Source organism: Sphingomonas sp. SAFR-052 (assembly GCF_051965015.1).
Taxonomy (GTDB): domain Bacteria; phylum Pseudomonadota; class Alphaproteobacteria; order Sphingomonadales; family Sphingomonadaceae; genus Sphingomonas.
The window spans coordinates 65,461-87,610 of the sequence record NZ_JBQCMO010000004.1; the positions used below are offsets into that span (position 1 = coordinate 65,461).

Below are 22,150 nucleotides of genomic sequence, written 5' to 3' on the forward strand. Positions count from 1 at the left end.
TGACATTATCCTCGCCGGCATCGCCCGGCGGGGATAGGTCGTGCCGGCACGAAAGGGAGACGCGCATGGCCGCTGCGATCAACAGGGTCGTCATCGTCGGTGGCGGGACGGCGGGCTGGATGGCGGCGGCGCTGATCGCGAAGGTCATCGGCCCGCAGGTCCAGATCGTACTGATTGAGTCCGACGAGATCGGTATCATCGGCGTTGGCGAGGCGACCATCCCGCCGATCCAGCACGTCAACGCGGTGCTGGGCATTGACGAGGCCGAGTTCCTGCGCGAGACGCGCGCGACGATCAAGCTCGCCATCCGTTTCGACGACTGGGGCGCGATCGGCCAATCCTATTACCACAGCTTCGGCGCGGCGGGACGCAACACCGCCTTCTGCTCGTTCCACCATTATTGGAACCGGGCGAAGCGTGCCGGGATCGCCGGCGACTATTGGGACTACGACCTCAATTATCTGTGCGCGCGCGAGGGCAAGTTCGCCAAGATCCAGGTCGACGACCCGCTCTGGCACCTGCCCTACGCCTATCATTTCGATTCAGCGCTCTATGGCCAGTATCTGCGCCGTTACAGCGAAGCACGCGGCGTCGAACGGATCGAGGGGCTGGTCGAACAGGTCGCGCGCGATGGGGAGAGCGGCCATGTTACGTCGCTGACCCTGCGCGGCGGGCGCGAGGTTTCGGGCGACCTCTTCATCGACTGTTCCGGCGCGCGCGGGTTGCTGATCCAGCGGCATTTGAACGTCGGCTATGAGGATTGGGGCCATTGGCTGCCGTGCGATCGGGCGATGGCGGTGCCGACCGCGCGCCATGACGACACGCCGCCCTATACCCGGTCGACCGCGCGCAGTGCCGGGTGGCAATGGCGCATTCCGCTACAGCACCGGGTCGGCAACGGACTGGTCTATAGCAGCCGGCATCTGAGCGACGATCAGGCGGCGGACCTGCTGCTCGGCAATCTCGACGGCGAAGTACTCGCCGAACCCCGCATCATCCCGTTCCGCACCGGCCGCGCCCGGCGGCAATGGGACCACAATATCGTTGCGATCGGCCTGTCGAGCGGGTTCCTCGAACCGCTCGAATCGACCAGCATCTATCTGATCCAGTCGGCGATCGTCCGGCTGTTGCATCTGTTTCCCCATGCGGGTTTCGATGCGCGACAGACCGCCGAATATAATCGCCAGTCGCGGATCGAGTTCGAAACGGTGCGCGACTTCATCATTCTCCATTACCATGCGACCAGCCGTGACGATTCCGACTTCTGGCGCCATGTCCGCACCATGACCCTGCCCGACCGGCTGGCCAACAAGATCGCGCTGTTCCGTGCGACCGGCACGCTGACGCAGGACCCGCTCGATATCTTCATGGAACCGTCGTGGGTGCAGGTGCTGATGGGGCAAGGGATCGAGCCGGGCGACTATCATCCGCTGGCCGACGGGCCGAGCGATGGCGAACTGGCCGAACAGCTGCGGCAGCTGGCGGCGATGAAGCGCGAGCCGGTGCCGAACATGCCGACGCACGACCGCTGGCTGCGCGGGTTCGGCGGGGCGGCGTGACCCCGCGCTTCGTCATCTTGGGTGGCGGGACGGCAGGGTGGATCACCGCCCACCTGCTCGAACGCGCATGGGGCGGCACGAGCGTCACCGTCGTCGAATCACCCGAGATCGGCACGATCGGCGTCGGCGAAGGATCGACGCCGTCGCTCAAACGCTTCTTCGAGATCATCGGCGCGGACGAGGCCGAATGGATGCCGCGCTGTGGCGCGACCTACAAGGCGGGCATCCGCTTCGTCGACTGGAGTCCCGCCGCGCCGTGGCGCGACTATCGCCACCCGTTCACGACACAGATCGACGTCCATACCGAGGACGCGTTCGTCCTCAACTGCCGCAACCGACGGCTGGGCCATGACGTGCCGGTGCGGCCCGACGATTTCCTGCTGAACGGTCTGCTGTCGGCCAAAGGTCTGGCGCCGGTCGCGCCGCAGAACTTCCCGTTCCGCATCGAATATGGCTATCATTTCGATGCCGGGCTGCTCGGTCAGTATCTGCGCGAACTGGCGGTGGCGCGCGGCGTCGTCCACCGTCCGGCCAAAGTGACCGAGGTGCGGCGCGCCGAGAATGGCGATATCGCCGCGCTGGTCACCGACCGGGGCGAAGCGATCGCTGGCGACATCTTTCTCGATTGCAGCGGGTTCAACGGCCTGCTGATCGAACGGACGCTGGGCGTGCCGTTCGACAGCTTCAAGGACAATCTGTTCAACGACGCCGCCGTCGTCCTGCCGACCGAGATGGTGGGTCGCCCACCGGTCGAGACCGTCGCCACCGCGCTGTCGAACGGCTGGTGCTGGTCGATCCCGCTGCAGCACCGCTTCGGCAACGGCTATGTCTATGCCCGCGATTTCCAGTCGCCCGACGCCGCCGAAGCCGAGTTGCGCCGGACCTTGGCAGTCGGTGACGCGGTCGAGGCGCGCCACCTCACCTTTCGCGTCGGGCAGGTCGCGCGGCATTGGGAGCGAAACTGCGTCGCGGTCGGCCTGTCGCAAGGGTTCATCGAACCGCTCGAGGCGACCGCGCTGCATCTGGTGCTCGGCACCGTCGAACAGTTCATCCGCCATTATCGCGAGGGCGGTTGCACCGACCGGCACCGCGCCGCGTTCAACGCCGTGGCGGCCGATCGGATGGACGGGGTGCGCGATTACATCGTCGCGCATTACAAGCTGAACACCCGCACCGACAGCGATTATTGGCGCGCCAACGCCGCGAACGAGGCGCTGTCCGACCCGCTGCTCCACATCCTCGACCGCTGGTTCCGGCGCGGCGACGTGGCCAAGGAACTGGCGCGACAGGGTCAGCGCAGCCATTTCGGCAATCTGTCGTGGCATTGCCTGCTCGCCGGCTATGGTGCCTTCCCGCCGGTCAGCGAGCCGCCGCGCGACGACATGGACTTCTATGCCGCGCGGAACATCGGCGGGTTTCTCGACGGGTGCGCGCTGAACTTCGCCCCCGCCTGAGTCAGCGTCCCGCCTTCATCCGCGCGACCACCGTTTCGAGCTGCCGGTCGAGAATGCGATTATTATATTCGCGCACGACCTTGTCGAACGCGGCGCGGCGCAGGGCCGCCACATCGACGTCGCCCGCCGCGATCCGGTCGAGCGTCGCGGCGATGCCGTCACCGTCGCGCTCGTCGACCAGCAGCCCGCACACCCCGTCCTCGATCAGTTCGGGGATGCCGCTGTGGCGGGTGGCGAGGACCAGGACGCCGTTCGCCATCGCCTCCATCAGCGATACCGGGATCCCCTCCATATCGCCATTGGCGGCAGTGACCGAGGGAAGCAGGAACACGTCCGACTGTTCCAGTTCGGCGAACACCCGGCTGTGCGGCTGCGGCCCGAGGAACGCGATCGCATCCCCCGAGGGCGCCGCCGCCGCGTGCAATTCCTGTTCGAGCGGCCCGGTACCAATTACCTGATAGCGGATATCGGCCCTCGCCGTGGCGACGCCATCGATCGCATAGGCAATGCCCTTCTTCTCGACCAGCCGCGCGACGCTGAGTACCCGCAGCGGCGACTGGATCGGCGCATCGAACGCCGGCACGACGCCCTCGTCGATATCGACGCCCATGCGCAGCACGGTGATCTTCCGGTCTTCGGCACCCCAACCCATCAGCCGTTCGCGCCACAGATTGCTGATCGGCAGCAGCCGTTCGGTCCGCGCGAACAGTTGCTGGTAGAAAGGCTTCATCTGTTTGATGAGCGCGATTTCGGTAATGTCCAGCCCGTGGAAAATCGTCGCGATCGGCCCGTCGATGACCCCGGCCGAGCGCAGGAATTCGGCACGTACGCCGGGCGGGCCGAAATGGGCGATGATCGCGTCATAGCTGCCGAGATGCCGGCCGATCGTACCTGCCAGATCGGCGAGCGGCGCCTTGTAGCCGCCCTTCGCCGCCCGAAACGCGCGCAGCAGCGTGCCGCGGAACCTGCTGCCGAGCAGCGCCGCCGCGCCGTGCGCGATCCGCGACGGGATCGAGCGATGCGGATCGCGGGCAGTGCGGATCGCGCGCAACCGGACCTTCCCCGCCAACGGGTCCGCCACGTCGGGATGGTAGTTGCCGGTCACGACGGTCACGTCATGGCCGAGGTCGATCATCCCGCGGATCTGCCGGATCACGAAGGTTTCCGAAAGCACCGGATAGGCGGCGAGGAAGAAGGCGATACGCATCAAACGGTTTTTCCCAGGCTGACGAATGACGGTAGCAGATTCGCCGCGATGAAGCCGATGGTCGACCGTCCAGGCGCGAGGCGACGGGCGCGCCTTTCGTCCGTTGCAACCGCATTCACCAACGAACGCCCCCTTCGACGACATGCTTCCCGGCCAACCGCGCATTTGGCGCACCGCAATCGACCGCCATGCTGCACATGCGAACGCATGGCGTATGTGCGGCCGAATGCCAAGCCGGTTCGTACGATACTGTGGTACCGGCAAACCGCATGGTTCGATAGGCTTGAAAGGCCCGATATCATCGAACCGGTCGCGACACTATTGTGGTTCCGCGCGGCAAGGCTCTTTCGCCAAACATCATGGTAGGGTAGGCGGAAAACCATGCACGCCGTCTCCGTCGTTATACCTACGCACTTGCGTTCCCATCTCTTGCGCGAATCGATCGCAAGTGTTGCGGCGCAAACGTTGCAACCCGTCGAACTGCTCGTCGTCGACGATGCGAACGACCCGGCGACCCGCTCCGTCGTGGAAGAAGCCGACGCGCGGCTTCCTTTTGCAGTGCGGTATATTCGGAACGAATCGGGCGGCGTCTGCCATTCGCGGAACAAGGGGGCCGAGGCGGCGACCGGCAAGTGGATCGGCTTTCTCGACGACGATGATCTCTGGCATCCCCCCTTCCTCGAACGACTGGTCGAACTGGGCGAGCACAAGCGGGTCGGCCTCATCATTGCGGGGCTTCTGCATCATGAGGACGAACATTCGGTCAAGGCGCGCTCGCAACTGACCGACCTGACCCCGGCCACCGCGCTGTTGCAGAACGGGTCGATGACCGGCAGCAACTTCGTGATCGATCGTGACGCCTATTTCCGGGTCGGCGGGTTCGATCCTGCGGTCACCGTCTTCAACGACTGGGATTTTTTCGTGCGCCTGCTCGACGCCGGGGTGGGCTATGCCGTCGACCCCGAACCGTTGGCGGAATGGCGCTTTCATCCGGGGGATCGTATTGCCACGCCGTCGCTGCGACGGGCGAACGGCATCGGGTTTTTCCTGAACCGCCATGGCAAGCGGATGTCGAAACAGGTCTGGCGCGATCTGGAAACGACGATGCTGGGTATCCGCCGTTTCCACACGACCAATCGGTTCGAAAAGCTGACGCTCAGCGCGCAACTGATCCGCGCGCACGGGCCGGTACGCTATCTCAAGCGAATCCTGAACCGCTGACGCATCCGGGCGCGGGTAGACCTGCGCGAACGCCCCGCAAGATTACGATGAGAGTGAGACAGACAGGTGGATATCGCTGAAGCAAAGCGCCGGGCGCAGGTCGGTCCGAAGGCCTTGCTGGCAGGTCGCGCGTTCACGCTGATCATTTCGCTGACGTCGACCTTCACCATCGCCCGGCTGGTGTCGCCCCGCGACTATGGTTTGGCGAACATGTCGATGATCATGCTCGCGCTTGCGGTGACGCTGCGTGACTTCGGCATGACCAACGCCCTGATGCGCAAGGGCAGCATCAGCCAGGCCGAAATGAGCTTCGTCTTCTGGTTCAATTCGACGACGACCGTGCTGCTGACGACCGCGATCGCAATCGCATCGCCGTGGATCGCCGAATTCTACCGCCAGCCGATCATCGTCTGGACCATCCTGGTCTCGCTGGTCGGGTTCCTGTTCAGCGGAATCGCGTCGCAATACAAGGCAATGCTGTCGCGCAATCTGGAATTCGCACGCCTCGCCACCATCGAAGCGGCGGCGCTCTTCACCGGGTTCCTGACCACGCTCGTGCTGGCCTATCTGTATCGAAACGTATGGGCGATCGTGTTCGGCAACGCCGCGCAAATGATCTGCGCCTCGATCATGTATGTCAGCAGCAATCGATGGAAGCCGGATCGTCCGGCCAAGCCCGACAATCTGCGCGAGCTTCTGTCCTTTGGGGCGAATACCTCGATCTATTCGCTGGCACAGTTCGCCGCGAACAACGCCGCGCCCATCATCATCGGTCGGGTGCTGGGCGCCGCCCCGCTGGGTCAGTTCAACCGTGCGCAGGCACTGTTCCAGATACCGTCGTTGAATATCGTTCAACCAATCGCCCAGGCGACCCTACCCTTCCTCGCCCGGATGCGACCGCATCCCGAGGAATATCGTGTCGCCTATCTGGGCCTCGTCCGGCGGCTATCCACCTTCCTCATGCCCGGATCGGCGGCGTTGTGCATCGTCGCCGTGCCGTTGGTGCGGACGTTGCTGGGCGACCGCTGGCACGATGCCGGCATGGCGCTCACGCTTCTGGCGCCTTCTTTGGCGGCGGTCGCCTTCGCCTACGCGGCGGGCGACCTGTTCGTGTCGCAGAACCGGTCGGACGAATTGCGGACCCTGGGCATCGTCGACATGGTCGTGCGGATCGTCGTGATCCTGATCGGAGTGCAGTTCGGTATCCTGGGAGCGGTCGCCGCCTTCAGCGCGGCATCGATCCTGATGGCATTCGCCCGCGTGTTCGCATCGGGCCGCAAGGGGCCGGTGGGTACGCGCGATCAGTTGCGTGCCGGCATTCCCGGAATGGTGCTCGGCATCGTCGCTGCGATCGGTGCCGGGGCTGCATTGCTGGTTTCGCGTCAACTACAGTTGTCCGATGCCCTTACGTCCATTCTCGGACTCGCATTCGGCGGCGGTCTCGCGCTCGCGGTCGGCCTGATCCTGCAACCGACGCGCGTCGCGCTGATCGACCTTTTCGATGCGATCGGGCTGGCGAAGGTGGTGACGCTCACCGGACTGCGGCGTTTCGCCGTGAAGTAGGAACCGTCCCTGGCCAAGGAACCGGACCATGAAGCTTGCCCCGCTCCTCCTCGCGCTGGCCGTAACGGCCGTCCCGGCCGCCGCCGCGCCGCGTAGGGACAGCCATGCATTCCTTGAGAAGGGCCGCTGGTGGGGGGTGAATGTCAGCGGGATGGAGTTCAAGGACGAGCTGTCCATCAAGCCGCAGGACATCGACTTCTACGCCGATGCGGGGGCGAAGAGCATCCGCCTGCCCGTCAAGCGCGCCCGGCTGCAGACACCCGACAAGCTCGCCGCGCTCGATGCGCTCATTCGGCGCGGGACGGCGCGCGGGATGCTGATGGTCATCGACGAACACGGCTATGGTAATATCGGCGATCCGGATATTCGCGACTTCTGGTTGCGGATGGGGCGTCGCTATCGGGGCCAGCCGCTGGTCGCGTTCGACCTGCAGAACGAGCCGAAGGGCGGGACCTGGGCCAGTTGGGGGCCGGACGCGCGCGATCTGATCCATGCGCTGCGCACGGCCGGGGTCGACAACCAGCTGATCCTCGAATGGCGTGGCTGGTCGGGCTTCGGCCGAGCCGATCGCGGTGAGCATCCGAAAAAGGCGTGCGAGAGCGCGCTGTGCAGCCTGAACCGCGCGGGCATCTTCACCCTCGCCGATCTCGATCCGTTGAAGCGCACCTGGCTTTCGCCGCATCGCTATTTCAACAAAGGCGGATCAGGGGCGACGCCCGAATGCCGCCCCTATCCCCCGACCGGACCGCTTGGCAATTCGGTGAAGGCGGCGCGCAAGCTCGGCATGCGGCTCTATGTTGGCGAGTTCGCGTTCGGCCGGGCCAAGGCGGTACCGCCGAGCTGCAAGGCAATGGTCGACGACATCGTTGCCTTCTTCCGCAACACGCCCGAGGTGGTCGGCGGGGCGGCATGGGGCTGGGGTCCGCGCTGGTCGAGCGGCTATCTGTTCCGCGGCGAGAGCATCGGCAACCGCGCCCAAAGCTGGGATACGGAGAACGGCCGGTTGATCCGCTCGCTCTGGGCCGAGTAAGACTGATGGCGGGGTCGACCGTCCCGGTTCGGGATGGTCAGCCGTTCGCCGCGCGACGCGACGGGTCGGCGTCGCGCATCGCCGCACGGCGGATCGCCGATGCTAGCGTGTCGGGCGCACTGGGTTTCGGACAGACCATCGCCTGCGGATAGCGCCGGCGGAGATCGGCGTCGTCGGCATGGCCCGAATGGAAGATCAGCGGTACGCCCGCGGCATGCAGCCGGTCGGCCGCCTCGAACACATTGCCGTCGGCCAGCCGTACGTCGAGCACGGCGGCGGCAAAGGCGGCATTGTAGCGGTCGACCGCCTCCTGCGCCTCGACCAGCGTCATGCACGGTCCCTCGACCACGAAGCCTGCCGCCTCGATCGTCGCCTGTACGTCCAGCGCGATGAACAGCTCGTCCTCGACGAGCAGCACCGGATCAGTCATGCAGCAGCACGGCGGTCGGCAGCCGGATTTCCAGCCGGAATACCCCGTCCTCGACGACATTGTGCATCGTGCCGCGCAACTGCCGCACGCTGGTTTCGACCAGCACCGAACCGAAGCCGCGCTTGCCGGATGCCGGCTGCTGAATTCCGTCCGCTTCCTCGGTCCATGTCAGTTCTATTCCCCCGTCCCCGGCCTGCCACCGGACGCGCAGGCCACGTTCGCCGTTGCTGCCCAGCGCCCCATATTTCACCGAGTTTGTTGCCCATTCGTGGAGAACGAGCGCCAGCGGCGACAGGCAGTTTTGGTTGAGTGCAACGACCGGACCATCGATTTCGATCCGTGCGTGATCGCGATAGGGTGCAAGCGTGGTTTCGACGATATCGTCGAGCCCCACCGCCTGTGGTTGGCCGGCCGGGGAAGCCAGCGAATGGGCCGCGCCCAGCGCGGCGATGCGGCGGCGGATATCGTCGGCGAAGCCCGACACGTCGCTATGGCTGCGCGACGCGATGGTAATCATGCCGGCGATCACCGCGAACAGGTTTTTCACGCGGTGGTTCATTTCGCGCAGCATCAGTTCGCGCGTTTCGGCAACGGCATATTCGGGGGTCACGTCGATCGACACTCCGACCAGCCGCTTGGGTGTACTCCCCGCGACGATCCGCCCGAGCCCCTTGATCCAGCGCGCTTGGCCATCGGGGCGGTGCACGCGGAACGTCGCTTCGAAATCACCGCTGCGTTCGACCGCGCTGCGCAGTGCCGCTTCGACATTACTCCGGTCGGTGGGATCGATGCGGTCGAGCAACGCGCCGATCTTGGCCGCATCCTGCTCCTGCAGCGAAAAGAGTTCGCGCTCGACCGGATCGAGTACCAGTTCGCCGGTCTCGGGCGCATATTCCCATACGCCGATGCCCGCCGCCTTGATCGCGATGTCGAGCCGCTCGCGCTCGGCCGCCAGCTGCCGTTCGAGGTCGAGCGCCTCGGTGATATCAGTCAGCACCAGCGTCGCACCATCGACGTCGCCGCTCTGCTTGCGATAGGGCAAGGCACGCATCGAAAAGATCCGCTGGCCATCGAGCGTGCGGACCCGCCGCTGACGCGGCGCCGCGCCGCCCATGACCGCACGAGCATCGTCGAGATGGTCGGTGCCCTGCAACCGGCTGGCGACGTCGGTCAGCGGCCGACCGCGATCGGCAGGCTTGAGCGGGAAGATCGTCGTCGCCGCATCGGTATAGCTGCGCACCTTCATGTCGGCATCGAGCACGACGACGGCCAGTTCGGTCGATTCGTAGAAATTGCGTAGGTCGGAATTGGCGACGGTCAGCTGATCGACCTTGCTCTTCAACTCGTCATTGACGGTCGACAACTCCTCGTTGGTCGATTGAAGCTCCTCGTTCATCGACATCATTTCTTCGTTGGAGCTTTTGAGCTCCTCGTTCGCGGTCTCCAGTTCCTCGATCGCAGAACGCAGCCGGTGGCGGGTCAGGCGCAGATCGTCCTCCAGCGCCTCCATATGGTCGTGCCCGGCCTCCAGGTCGCGCATCTCGCCGTCATCGGCGGGGCGGAACGGGCCGGTCTCGCGGAACACGAACAGCAAGGTGCCGTCACCCAAGGGATCGCAGATCACCTCGATCGGCTGGTTGCCGTAATCGGTCTCCACGATCACGTCGCGCGCGATCGTCCGCCGCCGTTCGTCACGGGCCTGGCGCAGCAGCGGGCCGATCACGGTGCGCAGGCCCGGCCGCGCCAGATTGACCGCGCTGCTGCCGCCGGTGCGGGTCACCGGAAATTCGAAATAGCGGCCGAGCTTGCCATAGGCAGACACGATGCCGCCGTCCTGATCGACGATCAGGCTGGGCGGGGCATAGCGTTCGACCATCCGCCGGATTGCGGTCGCCTCCCCCGCCAGCGACCGGCTGTCGGTGCGGTCGCCGCGCTCGCGCCGGACGACCGGCGGGTGGTTGTTGGCCGGCAGATCGATCGGATAGCTGGTCGCGCCGGCCGAACGCGCGAACAGGCGCGCCTGCTGGTCGACCGGCTGGAACAGATGTTCGAAGCGTCCGACGCTTTCCGACGGGCCGAGGAACAGATAGCCGCCCTCGCGCAGGGCGAAGTGGAACAGCGGTACCACCGATTGCTGCAACCGGTCGTCGAAATAGATGAGTAGGTTGCGGCACGACACCAGGTCGATGCGCGAAAAGGGCGGATCCTTGACCAAGCTGTGGCTGGAAAAGCGGATCATGTCGCGGATTGTCGCGTTGATCGAAAACCGGTCGGTATGCGGCACGGTATAGCGTTCACGCAGCGCCGGCGGCAGGTCGACCAGCGCCGAGGTTGGATAGCTGCCCTCGCGCGCGATGGCGAGCATCTGTTCGTCGATATCGGTCGCGAAGATCTGCACCGCCAGCGGCTGGCCGGTCTTGCGCGCCGCCTCGGCGAACAGCATCGCGATGGTGTACGCCTCTTCGCCGCTCGAACAGCCGGGCACCCAGACGCGCAGATCCTCGTCGGTCGGACGCTGCGCCATTAGCGGTTCGACGACGCGGACGCGCAACTGCTCGAACGCCTCGGGATCGCGGAAGAAACGGGTGACGTTGATGAGCAGGTCGCGGAACAGCGCTTCGCACTCGCCCGCATCGCTGCGCACCCGCGACAGATAGGCGCGCCCGGTATCGATGCCGAGCACATGCATCCGTCGCTCGACGCGCCGGACGAAGGTCGAGCGCTTATACCCCGAAAAATCGTGACCGATCGCCGAACGCAGCACACGGCACAGTTCGTCGACATGATCGGCGACGATATCGGCCTCATGCTCGTCCGGATCGGTGCGTCGGCGTTCGAAGAAGCCTTGCAGGCATTCGAGGATCTCGCCCGGCGGCCGCACGAAATCAGTCATGCCAGTGCCGACCGCTGACAGTGGCATGCCGTCATAGCGCGCGCTTTCAGGCTGTTGTGCGACGCAAACCCCGCCATTCTCCTTGATCGCGCGCAGCCCGGTGGTGCCGTCGGCGCCGGTGCCCGACAGGATGACGCAGGCGGCGTTCGATTGCTGGTCGCTGGCCAGCGACAGGAAGAAATCGTCGATCGGACGGCGCAGGCCCCGCGGCTGCTGGAACTCCGTCAGCTCGAGCACCCCGTCGCGCACCGCCAGTCCGCGCCCGGGCGGGATGATATAAACGGTGTCGGCCTCGATCCGCTCGCCGCCGGCGCTTTGCAGCACTTCCAGCACGGTGTTGCGGTCGAGGAGCTGGGCCAGCATGCTTTCGTGATTGGGATCGAGATGTTGAACCACGACGAAGGCGAGGCCGGTCGGCAGCGTCGCCGGGGCAAGCATCTCGCGCAGCGCCTCCAGCCCGCCGGCCGAGGCGCCGATGCCGACGATCGGCACCGCAGCCGTCTGCGGCGCTGCGTTGCTCCGCGACGTCGTCACATCATGCACCGGGGGCAGACTCCAGATCGGCGAGCATCATCTTTGCCTGTGCCACGATCGCGGCACTGTTGGCGATCGTCAGAAGCGTACCTTCGACGACGATCCCGGCATCGCCCGCGATCGGGACCAGCCGGCCGAGCGTCGCGCGCAGCTGTCCGTCATAGTCCGCCAGCATCTCGGGCTGCGAACGGCTGACATCGAATTGCGAGGCGAAGATATAGTCGACCTGCCCGCCGATCGCGCGCAGCCGCGACATATACAGCAGGTTGACGAAGGGCGTGCCGTCCTTGCGGAAATTGACGATCGGCGTTCGGACATTGGTCTGTTCGGGCTGGGCCAGGAATTCGCGCAGCCGGGCGCGCGGCTGCACGTTCGGTGCTTCGCGCTGCAATAGGCGACAGTTGCGGCCGACCACGTCCTCCGCGGTATAGCCGGTCAGCGCCGAAAACGGGTCGTTCACCAGCAGCAGGTGATTGTCGTCATGCGCGGAGGCCAGCGCCAACGCTACACGCGATTGCCGTAGATACTCGACGAGCGACCTTGGCAGTTCCTGTTGCACGTACGCTCCTTTTCCGAATCAGCGGATTACGCGCAAATCCGATATGATAACAACCCATGTTGCGGCCCCGGAACGACGACTGTCCCGCATTGCGATGCGGCGCGCCTAAAACCTTTGAATGAGAATTTAACCCGGATCATATTCGTGATAAGAACATTCTCATTCTAGGCCGCCTCCCCCATGCATCCGCTGGGTCGCGCCCGGGTCGGGATATAATCATTCGCATGTCGCATATCACCGTTTTGTCGGCGCCAACCCCGTACACCGTGCCAGGCTTCCTTGCCGGAGGCGGCGATTGTGCCGCCATGATCGCCCGGCACGATTGGACACAGACTCCGCTCGGGCCGATCGAGCACTGGCCGCAGAGCTTGCGCACGGCGTTGGCGCTCGCGCTTCGCTCGCCGGTGCCGATCGTGCTGTTGTGGGGCGCGGAGGGCGTCATGCTCTACAACGACGCCTATTCGGTGTTTGCCGATGCCCGCCACCCGCACCTGCTCGGATCGAACGTCCGCCAGGGATGGCCGGAGGTCGCCGCGTTCAACGACCATGTGATGCAGGTGGTCCTGGCCGGGGGCACGCTGCGCTACCGCGATCAGGAACTGACGCTGGCACGCAGCGGCCGCCCCGAACAGGTGTGGATGGACCTCGACTATTCGCCGGTGCTCGACGAGGACGGCGTGCCGGCGGGCGTCATTTGCATCCTCGCCGATACGACCGAACGGTTCGCGAGCGTGCGGCACAGCCAGTTCCTGCTGTCGCTGTCCGATGCACTGCGTCCGCTGACGACGCGGGCGGAGATCACGACCGTAGCGTCCGAACGTATCGCCGAATGGCTGGGCGCGTCACGGGTATTTTACGCCGAGATCAGCAATGAAGGTATGATGGTCGTCGAACGCGATCATTGTCGCGGAGTCCCCTCCATCGCCGGCGTCCATTCGCTCGCCGCCTTCGGCCCCGGCCTGCTAGCGGCCTATCGCAGCGGGCAGCCGGTAGTATGCGGCGACATCCCCAACAACATGGATTTGAACGAAGAGACCCGGGCGGGACTGGCCGAACGCTGTGTCGCGGCGTTCGTCGACGTCCTGCTGTTCGATGAAACGGACCGGGTCGGGGTACTCGCCGTGCAGTCGGGAACACCGCGGACATGGACGCAGGCCGAGGAGAACCTGATCCGCGAAGTCGGCGAGCGCGTGAAGAGCGCGGTCGAACGCGCCCGCGCCGAAGAGGGCCTGCGCCGGCTGAACGAGACGCTGGAGGAACAGGTGGCGATCCGCTCCGCCGAGCGCGACCGGCTGTGGAACCTGTCGCAGGACATGCTGGCGCGCGCCGATTATGCCGGCATGATGTCGGCGGTCAGCCCGGCATGGACCAAGATCCTGGGCTGGAGCGAAGCCGAACTGCTGTCGCGCGGCTATGCCAGCTTCATGCACCCCGAGGACGAGCCGCACACACTGGCGGCGATCGACGGCATGGCCCAGACCCGCCAGCCGACCCGGTTCGAAAACCGCATCGTCACCCGCGAAGGCGACTGGAAACATATCGAATGGACCGTGGCACCCGAAGCCGACGGACGGAATTTCGTAGCGGTCGGTCGCGACCTGAGCGATGCCAAGGCCCGCGAGGCCGATCTGGAGGTGGCGCGCGACGCATTGCGTCAGAGCCAGAAGATGGAGGCGATGGGCAGCCTGACCGGCGGCGTGGCGCATGATTTCAACAATCTGCTGACCCCAATCATCGGCTCGCTCGACATGCTGGTGCGCAAGGGGGTTGGCACTGATCGCGAACGGCGGCTGATCGGCGGCGCGCTGCAATCGGCGGAGCGGGCCAAGACGCTGGTACAGCGGCTGCTCGCCTTTGCCCGGCGGCAACCGTTGCAACCGACCGCGGTCGACGTGGCGCGGGTGATCGACAGCATGACAGGGCTGATCGGATCGACGCTGGGCCCGAAGATCGCGATGCGCGTCGACCTGGCCGACCTGCCCCCGGCGCGGGCCGATCTGAACCAGCTGGAAATGGCGCTCCTCAACCTAGCGGTGAATGCGCGCGACGCGATGCCCGACGGCGGCACGTTGACGATCACGGCGCGGCAGGAAAGCGTGTTGTCGACCCATATCGCCGGCATCCCACCGGGCGACTATGTCCGCCTGAGCGTCGGCGACAGTGGCTTCGGCATGGACGAGGAAACGCGCCGCCGCGCGATCGAGCCGTTCTTTTCAACCAAGGGCGTCGGCAAGGGCACCGGCCTTGGCCTGTCAATGGTCCATGGCCTGACCGCGCAGCTGGGTGGCGGGCTGACGATCGACAGCATCCCCGGCCACGGCACGGTGGTCAGCCTGTGGCTGCCGGTCAGCGCGCTGACGATCTGCGACGCCGAACCCCAGCCCGATGCGCTGGCGATGCCGGGGCGGATCGGCACCGTGTTGCTGATCGACGACGAAGAACTGGTGCGGATGAGCACCGCGCACATGCTGACCGACCTGCAATACCGTGTGGTCGAGGCGGTATCGGCCGAGGACGCGTTGCGCATGATGCGCGAAGGGCTGACCCCCGATATCGTCGTCACCGACCATCTGATGCCGGGCATCAGCGGCGCGCAGCTGGCGCGGATGCTGAAGGCCAGCCATCCGACGCTGCCGGTGCTGATCGTATCGGGCTATGCCGAGGAGGAAGGGATCGTTTCCGACGTCCCGCGGCTCACCAAGCCGTTCCGCAACGACGAGTTGCAGGTAAGCCTATCGGCGCTCTCGACGACGAGCACGATGCCATCGGACTTGATCCAAGTCATTGAAATAACGTGATCGATTAGGGCGACCAATCGCCGGCTCATCGGTTGGCAGGGGGACGGTCCGGCAGGAACAGCCGGTCGGATCGCAACGCGTGGCATGCACCACGTGCGGACCCCAGCCCGAGGAGCTTAGCGACATGGCAATCCAGCAGGACATCCTTCGCGAACTATTCGTCACCGGCCTGACCAATGCCCACGCGGTCGAGAAACAGGCGCTGTCGATCATGACGCCGCAGGTCGAGCGGATCGTGAACTATCCCGAGGTCGCGGATCGGCTGCGGCTTCATATCGACGAGACCAACGACCAGATCGCCCGGCTCGACGAAATCCTCGCTGGGTTCGACACCAGCGGATCGACGCTGAAGGATCTGGGCCTGAGCCTATCGGGCGGGATGGCGGCGCTCGGCCATAGCGTCGCGGGCGACGAAATCGTCAAGAACAGCTTCGCCAACTATGCCTTCGAACATTTCGAGATCGCGGCATACAAGTCGCTGCTGACCATGGCGGAGGATGGCGGCTTCGCATCGGCCACGCCGCTGCTCCAGCAGTCGCTGAGCGAGGAACAGGCGATGGCGCAGTGGATCGACGAATCGCTGCCGGTCGTCACCCGCCGCTATGCGACGCTGTACGCGGAACAGGGTTCGTCGGGCGCCAAGGTCTGATCCTCAGCAGTCGAACGGCACCGGCCGGGTGAGGATATAGGCGGCGCAGGCGGACATCAGCACCGCCACCAGCGCGGCCAGCGCCAACCCCGGCCGGGCACCGATCAGGAACATGCCATATCCGAAGGCGATGCCGCTCAACGCCATCGCCTTGGCCCGGCGCCCGATCGCACCGTCTCGGCGCCACGCGGTGAGCGTCGGGCCGAACCGGGGATGATCGAGCAGCCAGCGCTCCAGCCGTGGTGAGCCGCGCGCGAAGCAGGCAGCGGCGAGGATCAGGAAAATCGTCGTCGGCATCACCGGCAGCAACGCGCCGATCACGCCCAATCCGACGAACAGCCAGCCAAGCGCGATCCAGCCCAGTCGCACCAGCCGCATCCGGCGCGGCATCGGTCGTGGGGTGGCGGGCGGCAGCATCATCGACACCCTAACGCGCACATCGCGACCTTGATACCGGCACCCGGCGATCGTAGCGGCGATTCGCGACAATCCGGCGACGGCGATCATGGTTTAAATCGATTAACACTCGCCCGAATTGTCGTTTCGGGCATGGATTGATCGGATGTGTCGAACGGTTCGTCGCCGATGAACGGCGGTTGCGTTGACAGTTTGCCGCGCCGAAGCGATGAGCCGGATCGAGTTCAGCCGGTCCGGTGATCCGCGCTTGCAAGCAGCGGAAAACGGACGGCGAGACGTGGGGGTTCCCGACGGCCGCTCTATTTGTCCGCGTTTCTGCGGCCGATGGCGGGCACCCTTGCGCAATTGCAGTGAGTGGGAATGAACAAGCGCTGGTCCGTATTGGTTTTGTGGAGCCTGACCGCAGTCAGCGGCGTCGCGAGCGCCCATGTCGCGATGAACACGGATCCCGAACCACAGATTGCCCCGCAATCGACGCCAGCTCTCGGTTCCGCCGCTCCCGTTACCTTCGCCGCGCCCGCCCCGGTGGTGCAGGCCCTTCCCGAGGCCGAACCGGCCCTTTCCGACACCGATACCGCCAGCCTCGACAAGCGCGAAGTCGAATGCGTCGCCAAGGTCGTGGTCCACGAAGCCGGCAACCAGCCGCATCGCGGGCAGGTCGCCGTGGCGCAGGTCATCCGCGCCCGCATGAACAGTGGCCGCTTCGCCGACAGTGCCTGTGGCGTAGTCAAGCAGCGCGGCCAGTTCTTCAACGTCGATGCCTATGACCCGCCCCGCAACAACGGCCGCTGGGACACCGCCGTCGACATCGCCAAGCGCACGCTGAGCGGCAAGGGCGAAGAAGTCGCGCCGGGCGCGCTGTTCTTCCATTCGGCCGGGGCGTCGATGCCGAAGCGCACCCGAGTCACCCAGATCGCGGACCACACCTTCTATCGCTGAACCGACTGTCGGCAGGTTCGCGTCCCGCAACGCCCGCGCTGAGCAAGGCTCGCGCGGGCGTTGCCGTTTCTAGCGCGCGCTGCCGTCTTCGCCTGGCCGTTCGGTACCAAATCGTGCCGCCTGCGCCGCTTCCCAGCGCCTGCGGACCGCCGCGCGCGGGGCGTCGAAGCCCAGCCCGGCGGTCAGCGCGACCCAGGACGCGATCGGCGCGCGCAGCGGCTCGGTGATTGGCGACGGCGGCAATTCGTCGAACCATGCACCGATCGCGTGCGCGTTGAATACGCTGAGGAACAGCGTCGCCGTCGCGATCGTGCCGGTCATCCAGCGCCACGGCCGCACCGTGTCGACCGGATCGGCCGGCACCAGCACCGGCGATCCGACCTCGACGATTTCCCCCTGTTCGGCCCCGGTCGTCATCATGCGCTTACCCTCAGAACTGGTAATAGATGAACGGCGCGACCCCCTCGGGCCGCATCGCGTCGACGATCAGGATCAGCACGCCCAGCGCCAGCCCGATAAGCGGTGCGGCATGGGTGCGCACGCAGGTCGCGATGCCGGGCAGGATACCGACGGGCATGGCATGGATCGCCAGCCCCAGCGCGACCAGCCCCAGCGACAGCGGCGTCACCAGCGTGTTGCGCCAGTCCCCGGCGAACAGCTGTCCGAGATAGGCGAACGCTTCCCCCTCGCCCTGCGCGCGGAAGAAGATCCAGCCGAGGACGACGATGTGAAACGTGACAAGGATGCCGAGCCAGCGCGGAGCCGCTCGCCAGCCGGTCGGGCGGTGGCACGTCCAGAAACGCTCGATCGCCAGCCAGCCGCCGTGCAGCGCGCCCCAGATCACGAAGCTCCAGCTGGCACCATGCCACAGCCCGCCGAGCAGCATCGTCAGGAACAGGTTCAGATAGGTGCGCACCGGCCCCTTCCGACTGCCGCCCAAGGGAATGTAGAGATAGTCGCGCAGCCAGCTCGACAGGCTGATATGCCAGCGCCGCCAGAAATCCTGGAGCGAGGCGGCCCGGTACGGCTGATCGAAATTGCGCGGGAAGGTGTAGCCGAGCAACGCCGCCAGCCCGATCGCCATGTCCGAGTAGGCGGAGAAGTCGCAATAGATCTGTACCGCATAGCCATAGGCGCCGATCAGCAGGTCGAAGCTCGATCGGCTGGCCGGATCGAAGAATGCCGGATCGACCAGCGCCCCGGCCAGTTGCGACGCAATCACCGCCTTCTTGAACAGGCCCCACAGAATCAGCAGCAGCGCGGCGGCAGCGGTACCGCGATCGATGGTCGGCACCCGCCGGAACTGCGGCAACAGGTCCGCCCCGCGCACGATCGGCCCGGCGACCAGATGCGGGAAGAAGGACATGAGCAGCGTCAGGTCGAGCAGGCTGGCGGCGGGCAGGCGGCGGCGATGGACATCGACAAGGTAGGAGATCGCTTGGAAGGTGAAGAACGACACGCCGACCGGCAGCACGACCTGTAGCAACGGCAGGTCGCGGCCGAAGCCCAGCGGCTGCAACAATGCCGCGACCTGTTCGAGGAAGAAGCCGGCATATTTGAAATAGCCGAGCACGCCGAGATTCGCGGCGATGCCGAGCGTTACCAGCATCCGCCCCCTCGGCACGTCGCTGCGCACGATCGCCGCCGCCAGCGCCCAGTTGACGAAGGCCGAGACGAACAGCAGCGCGACGAACCGCGCATCCCACGCACCGTAAAAGAACCAGCTGGCCAGCAGCAGCGCGATCTTGCGCCATTCGTTCGACCGGCCGAGCGACCAGGTGATCGCATAGACGACAAGGAAGAACAGCCCGAAGCTGAGCGTGGGGAACAGCATCTAGCGGACCGTCGGCAGAGGGACGGTCGGTGCGAGCAGGCTGGTCATGGCAAGGTCGATATCGGCCTGCAGCAGCCGGGCGATCTCGGCACCGCCCGTACTGGTGAAATGGACATGGTCGCCGCGCATCCGCGGGGGCGTCCCCTGCGTCCAGCCATCGGCGACGCAGCGCCCGCCCATCGCCTGTGCCCAGTCCCAATAGGCGATACCGAACGCCCTCGCCTGTCGCCGCTGGATCGCCTGAACCGACGCGAGCGCCGCGGTCGGGCGCCACGGCGCCGAGGATGCGCAGGGCAGGCTGGCGCCGCTTTCCCCGGCCTGCAAGCTGGGGGTGCGGGTCGCGGAGTCGGGCGCACCGAACAGCAGCATCGGCACACCGGGCGCCAGCCGCCGCAACCGGGTCAGGTCGGCGCGCAGCGTCGCTTCATAGGCGGCGGCGGAAAATCCGGGGCGAAAGGCTTCGTTGGTGCCGAACGCGACGACGATCAGGTCGGGGCGATAGGCAGCGAGTTCGGTCGCGACGACGCGGTCGTCGGTCCGGTCGAAATGGGTGAACTGCGCGCCGACCGTGCCGAGGTTCGACAGGATCACCCCGCCGCCGAGGCTGCGTTCGGTGCTCCACGACGTCAGCGTCACCGGACCACGCACGACCGTGGCCGAGGCGATCGACGCCTCCCCCCCGGCATCGAGCGTGCGGCAGCGGCTGCCGGTCTCCAGCGCCGCCAGCGGCCATTCGACCACCGCCGCGCCGATGCTCAACTGCACCGTCCCCGCCCCCGGCCCGGTGAGCGCACAGACGGTCAGCCGGTCGAAGGTCCGGCCGCCATCGGCGCCGAGCGTCACCGCCGCGCCGGGGGTGTAGCTGGTCAGGCTATAGGCGCTGAGGCCCATCCGCACGCTGCTGGCCGATTGATAGGCCGATCCGAAGATGCCGTTGACGCTCCACCCCGGCGACTGGGTCGCGGTGACGTCGCGGGTCAGGTAACCGGCATAGGGGCGTCCGGGGGCAAGCGTCCCCCGCCCCGCCCGGCCATAGCGCGCCTGCAACAGCGTCCGCCAGCTGCCGGTGATCTGGTCGCCGGCGGTGTGGCTGTCGCCGATCTGGAGGATGCGGACCGGCGCCGGGCTGCTGCGCGCGGTCGCGAGCTTTTCGAGGAACGGGCGGATGCGGTCGGCATTGCACAGCGCGCCATAGCAGGTCGATGCCGCCGCCTGCGCCAGCGCGATCGCCATCAGTGCCGACATCAGCGCGCCTCTTCCGCTGGTGCGGGACGGCCCGCCGCCTGTCGCGCGCGATCGGCATAGCGGCGTAGATCGGCGGCGACGCCGTTGGTCAGCCGCTGATAGCCGACCCCGATCATGTGCAGCCCGTCGCCGGTGCGCAGCAGCACCGGCTTGCCGGTCTTCAAGTCGGGCAGATAGGCGTTGTACTTGCCCTCCGCATCCAGCGTCAGCGGCCGCGAGTCGACGAACGGCACGCCGAGGCGGCGCATATGGTCTTCGTAAAACGCGTCCATCGCCTGCATGTCGGCATCGAGTTGCGGGTCGCGCATCACCGGCAGGCCGACCCAATAGACGACCGCGCCAGTCGAGCGGACCGCCGCCACGAACTTGTCGATGCGCTCGCCGATCACCCGTTTCCAGCCGTCGCTCATCAACGGATGGAGATGACCGTCGGCAAACACCGCCTGATTGTCGTTCGCGCCGAAGCTGATGACGACCGCGTCGACCGGCTGCTGCCGTAGCTGCTCCAGCGCGCGCTGTTCGAGATCGAGGGTGCGATAGCGGGTGAAACCAGTGGCTTCCTTGGCGAACTTCAGAACTTCGAAGCCGTCATCCTTCGGCAGTTGCCGGTAGAGCGCGTCCCAGATACCGTTGCCGAAGCTGTCGCCGAACACGCCCACGCGCAACACGCCGCCCTGCCGCATCCGGTCGATTACCCGTGGGTCGAGCGGACCGTCGACGGTTCGTGCAGTGGCGGGCGGCGGCGGGGCGGGCGTTGCCACGTCATTGCCGGTCAAGGAAGCGCCGGGCGCGACCTGCGGCGTCGGCGAGGCGGTTGGCGCCGGCATGTCGGGCAGCGCTATGTGTCCGCCCCCGGCAAAGGACAGGCCGACCACGAAGCCGGCGATGAGGCCGAGCACCAGGACCGCCATCCGGTCCCCCAGCCACCACAGCCTGGAATCGGTCGCGCGAGAGACAGCAGTCACGTTCGATACTCGTTCACGTCTGGGATGAGCGCACGTCGCAGCGCGCGGGTCAGTGTTGCGCGTAACCGGTCGCTCCCGTTCGGGCAAGCCGGACCCTCCGCGGACTGCCGGGCAAATGCGCCGGCCCGTCAACGGCACGCGCCATATGCTACGGCGGCAGCACTTACGATGTCCCGCGTAAAATCCGATTTTTCGAACATGTGCCAGCGATCCAGCCGTACGGATTTCTTCTCGTACGCGACCACGACACAATCGATTTGCATCACGCCGAATTCTCCTCACCAAACCACTATAATCATTACATAATTTTCATATGGTATACGATCATGCTACGAACTGGCAGTTGACTGAGGCGGGGTATGTTGCGGGGGCGGAGGTTGCAACATGGATCACGAGGCTAGGAATTCCGGTTCTGGTAACGGCGCATCGACGGGCGGCCGACGTGCCTGTAAGCACTTCGTCGGCGATCGTCGTGGGCTGGCGGTCGTCGAACTGGCGCTGACGCTGCCGATCCTGCTGATGTTCCTGTTCGGCATATTGAGCGGCGGGTGCTGGCTGGCGATTTCGCATGTCGTGCAGGAGAGCGCGAACGAAGGCGCGCGCGCGGCACTGGCGGGGCTGAACGCGCCGGAACGGGCAGCGTTGGCGAGCGACGCGGCGCGATCGGTTCTGGCGGGCAATTACGGTATTGCGCAGTCCGATGTCGGGATGCAGGTCGAGGATGACGGGCGGCGGCTGACGTTGAACGTCGCCTATGACGGATCGGCCAACCCACTGATGAAGCTGCCGATCCTGCCGGCGAGCAGCACGATGATCCGCCGACAGGCCAGCGTCGTGTTGAACGGGCTGTGAT

Annotated in this window: 18 protein-coding genes; 9 read left to right on the forward strand and 9 right to left on the reverse strand. The window is 65.9% G+C overall.

Annotated elements, in window-relative coordinates:
* Positions 1-65 precede the first annotated feature (65 nt).
* Both ACTHQV_RS08105 and ACTHQV_RS08110 read left to right on the forward strand, forming a co-directional pair.
* The gene (locus ACTHQV_RS08105; protein WP_440489477.1) at positions 66-1,559 is read left to right on the forward strand and encodes a tryptophan halogenase family protein; all 1,494 of its coding nucleotides are present in this window, start codon (positions 66-68) and stop codon (positions 1,557-1,559) included.
* Positions 1,556-3,013 (forward strand): tryptophan halogenase family protein, encoded by a 1,458-nt coding sequence (locus tag ACTHQV_RS08110; protein ID WP_440489478.1) that lies wholly within the window; start codon positions 1,556-1,558, stop codon positions 3,011-3,013. Before ACTHQV_RS08105 ends, ACTHQV_RS08110 begins: the two co-directional genes overlap by 4 nt.
* 1 nt (position 3,014) lies before the next feature.
* Here the strand turns inward: ACTHQV_RS08110 and ACTHQV_RS08115 are convergent, their stop codons facing one another.
* On the reverse strand, positions 3,015-4,220 hold the full coding sequence (locus ACTHQV_RS08115) for a glycosyltransferase (RefSeq protein WP_440489479.1): 1,206 nt from the start codon (positions 4,218-4,220) through the stop codon (positions 3,015-3,017).
* A 381-nt stretch (positions 4,221-4,601) separates the two neighbouring features.
* Here ACTHQV_RS08115 and ACTHQV_RS08120 point away from each other — a divergent pair, with 381 nt between their 5' ends.
* The 3 genes from ACTHQV_RS08120 (at position 4,602) to ACTHQV_RS08130 (ending at position 8,034) form a co-directional block, all read left to right on the forward strand.
* Complete coding sequence (locus ACTHQV_RS08120) at positions 4,602-5,441, forward strand: glycosyltransferase family 2 protein (RefSeq protein ID WP_440489480.1); 840 nt, start codon at positions 4,602-4,604, stop codon at positions 5,439-5,441.
* 66 nt (positions 5,442-5,507) lie between these two features.
* A complete protein-coding gene (locus ACTHQV_RS08125; protein WP_440489481.1) occupies positions 5,508-7,004 on the forward strand; it encodes a lipopolysaccharide biosynthesis protein in 1,497 nt (498 codons plus the stop codon).
* A gap of 28 nt (positions 7,005-7,032) precedes the next feature.
* Positions 7,033-8,034 (forward strand): glycoside hydrolase family 5 protein, encoded by a 1,002-nt coding sequence (locus ACTHQV_RS08130; protein WP_440489482.1) that lies wholly within the window; start codon positions 7,033-7,035, stop codon positions 8,032-8,034.
* 37 nt (positions 8,035-8,071) lie between these two features.
* Here ACTHQV_RS08130 and ACTHQV_RS08135 read toward each other — a convergent pair whose 3' ends face one another.
* The 3 genes from ACTHQV_RS08135 to ACTHQV_RS08145 are packed head-to-tail and all read right to left on the reverse strand — an operon-like array spanning position 8,072 to position 12,393.
* Positions 8,072-8,464 carry a response regulator gene (locus ACTHQV_RS08135; protein ID WP_440489484.1) on the reverse strand — a complete coding sequence of 131 codons (393 nt, stop codon included), beginning with the start codon at positions 8,462-8,464 and terminating at the stop codon, positions 8,072-8,074.
* A complete protein-coding gene (locus ACTHQV_RS08140) occupies positions 8,457-11,891 on the reverse strand; it encodes a CheR family methyltransferase (RefSeq protein ID WP_440489485.1) in 3,435 nt (1,144 codons plus the stop codon). Before ACTHQV_RS08140 ends, ACTHQV_RS08135 begins: the two co-directional genes overlap by 8 nt.
* Position 11,892: 1 nt before the next feature.
* Positions 11,893-12,393, reverse strand: a complete 501-nt coding sequence (locus ACTHQV_RS08145; RefSeq protein WP_440489486.1) for a PAS domain-containing protein — start codon at positions 12,391-12,393, stop codon at positions 11,893-11,895.
* Between the two features lie 362 nt (positions 12,394-12,755).
* Here ACTHQV_RS08145 and ACTHQV_RS08150 point away from each other — a divergent pair, with 362 nt between their 5' ends.
* Positions 12,756-15,248, forward strand: coding sequence for an ATP-binding protein (locus ACTHQV_RS08150; RefSeq protein WP_440489488.1), 2,493 nt, complete (start codon positions 12,756-12,758; stop codon positions 15,246-15,248).
* Positions 15,249-15,372: 124 nt separating this feature from the next.
* A complete protein-coding gene (locus ACTHQV_RS08155; RefSeq protein ID WP_440489490.1) occupies positions 15,373-15,897 on the forward strand; it encodes a ferritin-like domain-containing protein in 525 nt (174 codons plus the stop codon).
* 3 nt (positions 15,898-15,900) lie between these two features.
* On the opposite strand, the gene ACTHQV_RS08160 is transcribed toward ACTHQV_RS08155, so the two are convergent.
* On the reverse strand, positions 15,901-16,317 hold the full coding sequence (locus tag ACTHQV_RS08160) for a YbaN family protein (RefSeq protein ID WP_440489491.1): 417 nt from the start codon (positions 16,315-16,317) through the stop codon (positions 15,901-15,903).
* 432 nt (positions 16,318-16,749) lie between these two features.
* Here ACTHQV_RS08160 and ACTHQV_RS08165 point away from each other — a divergent pair, with 432 nt between their 5' ends.
* Positions 16,750-17,253 carry a cell wall hydrolase gene (locus tag ACTHQV_RS08165; RefSeq protein ID WP_440489492.1) on the forward strand — a complete coding sequence of 168 codons (504 nt, stop codon included), beginning with the start codon at positions 16,750-16,752 and terminating at the stop codon, positions 17,251-17,253.
* A gap of 69 nt (positions 17,254-17,322) precedes the next feature.
* Here the strand turns inward: ACTHQV_RS08165 and ACTHQV_RS08170 are convergent, their stop codons facing one another.
* From ACTHQV_RS08170 to ACTHQV_RS08185, 4 genes are read right to left on the reverse strand one after another with little or no spacing between them, the layout of a single operon-like run.
* Positions 17,323-17,673: a hypothetical protein gene (locus tag ACTHQV_RS08170; RefSeq protein ID WP_440489493.1), complete on the reverse strand. Its 351-nt coding sequence runs from the start codon at positions 17,671-17,673 to the stop codon at positions 17,323-17,325.
* Between the two features lie 10 nt (positions 17,674-17,683).
* Positions 17,684-19,087, reverse strand: a complete 1,404-nt coding sequence (locus tag ACTHQV_RS08175; RefSeq protein ID WP_440489494.1) for an MBOAT family O-acyltransferase — start codon at positions 19,085-19,087, stop codon at positions 17,684-17,686.
* Positions 19,088-20,332, reverse strand: a complete 1,245-nt coding sequence (locus ACTHQV_RS08180; protein WP_440489495.1) for a GDSL-type esterase/lipase family protein — start codon at positions 20,330-20,332, stop codon at positions 19,088-19,090.
* Positions 20,332-21,297 (reverse strand): SGNH/GDSL hydrolase family protein, encoded by a 966-nt coding sequence (locus tag ACTHQV_RS08185; protein WP_440489496.1) that lies wholly within the window; start codon positions 21,295-21,297, stop codon positions 20,332-20,334. Before ACTHQV_RS08185 ends, ACTHQV_RS08180 begins: the two co-directional genes overlap by 1 nt.
* 384 nt (positions 21,298-21,681) lie before the next feature.
* On the opposite strand from ACTHQV_RS08185, the gene ACTHQV_RS08190 reads away from it, so the two are divergent.
* A complete protein-coding gene (locus ACTHQV_RS08190) occupies positions 21,682-22,149 on the forward strand; it encodes a TadE/TadG family type IV pilus assembly protein (RefSeq protein ID WP_440489498.1) in 468 nt (155 codons plus the stop codon).
* Position 22,150 lies beyond the last annotated feature (1 nt).

Bases quoted from the DNA above. Each gene is read 5' to 3' on its own strand.
- ACTHQV_RS08175 (WP_440489494.1), bottom strand. From the start codon at position 19,087: ATGCTGTTCCCCACGCTCAGCTTCGGGCTGTTCTTCCTTGTCGTCTAT.
- ACTHQV_RS08170 (WP_440489493.1), bottom strand. From the start codon at position 17,673: ATGATGACGACCGGGGCCGAACAGGGGGAAATCGTCGAGGTCGGATCG.
- ACTHQV_RS08130 (WP_440489482.1), top strand. From the start codon at position 7,033: ATGAAGCTTGCCCCGCTCCTCCTCGCGCTGGCCGTAACGGCCGTCCCG.
- ACTHQV_RS08180 (WP_440489495.1), bottom strand. From the start codon at position 20,332: ATGTCGGCACTGATGGCGATCGCGCTGGCGCAGGCGGCGGCATCGACC.
- ACTHQV_RS08155 (WP_440489490.1), top strand. From the start codon at position 15,373: ATGGCAATCCAGCAGGACATCCTTCGCGAACTATTCGTCACCGGCCTG.
- ACTHQV_RS08120 (WP_440489480.1), top strand. From the start codon at position 4,602: ATGCACGCCGTCTCCGTCGTTATACCTACGCACTTGCGTTCCCATCTC.
- ACTHQV_RS08190 (WP_440489498.1), top strand. From the start codon at position 21,682: ATGGATCACGAGGCTAGGAATTCCGGTTCTGGTAACGGCGCATCGACG.
- ACTHQV_RS08135 (WP_440489484.1), bottom strand. From the start codon at position 8,464: ATGACTGATCCGGTGCTGCTCGTCGAGGACGAGCTGTTCATCGCGCTG.
- ACTHQV_RS08150 (WP_440489488.1), top strand. From the start codon at position 12,756: ATGATCGCCCGGCACGATTGGACACAGACTCCGCTCGGGCCGATCGAG.
- ACTHQV_RS08160 (WP_440489491.1), bottom strand. From the start codon at position 16,317: ATGATGCTGCCGCCCGCCACCCCACGACCGATGCCGCGCCGGATGCGG.
- ACTHQV_RS08165 (WP_440489492.1), top strand. From the start codon at position 16,750: ATGAACACGGATCCCGAACCACAGATTGCCCCGCAATCGACGCCAGCT.
- ACTHQV_RS08115 (WP_440489479.1), bottom strand. From the start codon at position 4,220: ATGCGTATCGCCTTCTTCCTCGCCGCCTATCCGGTGCTTTCGGAAACC.
- ACTHQV_RS08105 (WP_440489477.1), top strand. From the start codon at position 66: ATGGCCGCTGCGATCAACAGGGTCGTCATCGTCGGTGGCGGGACGGCG.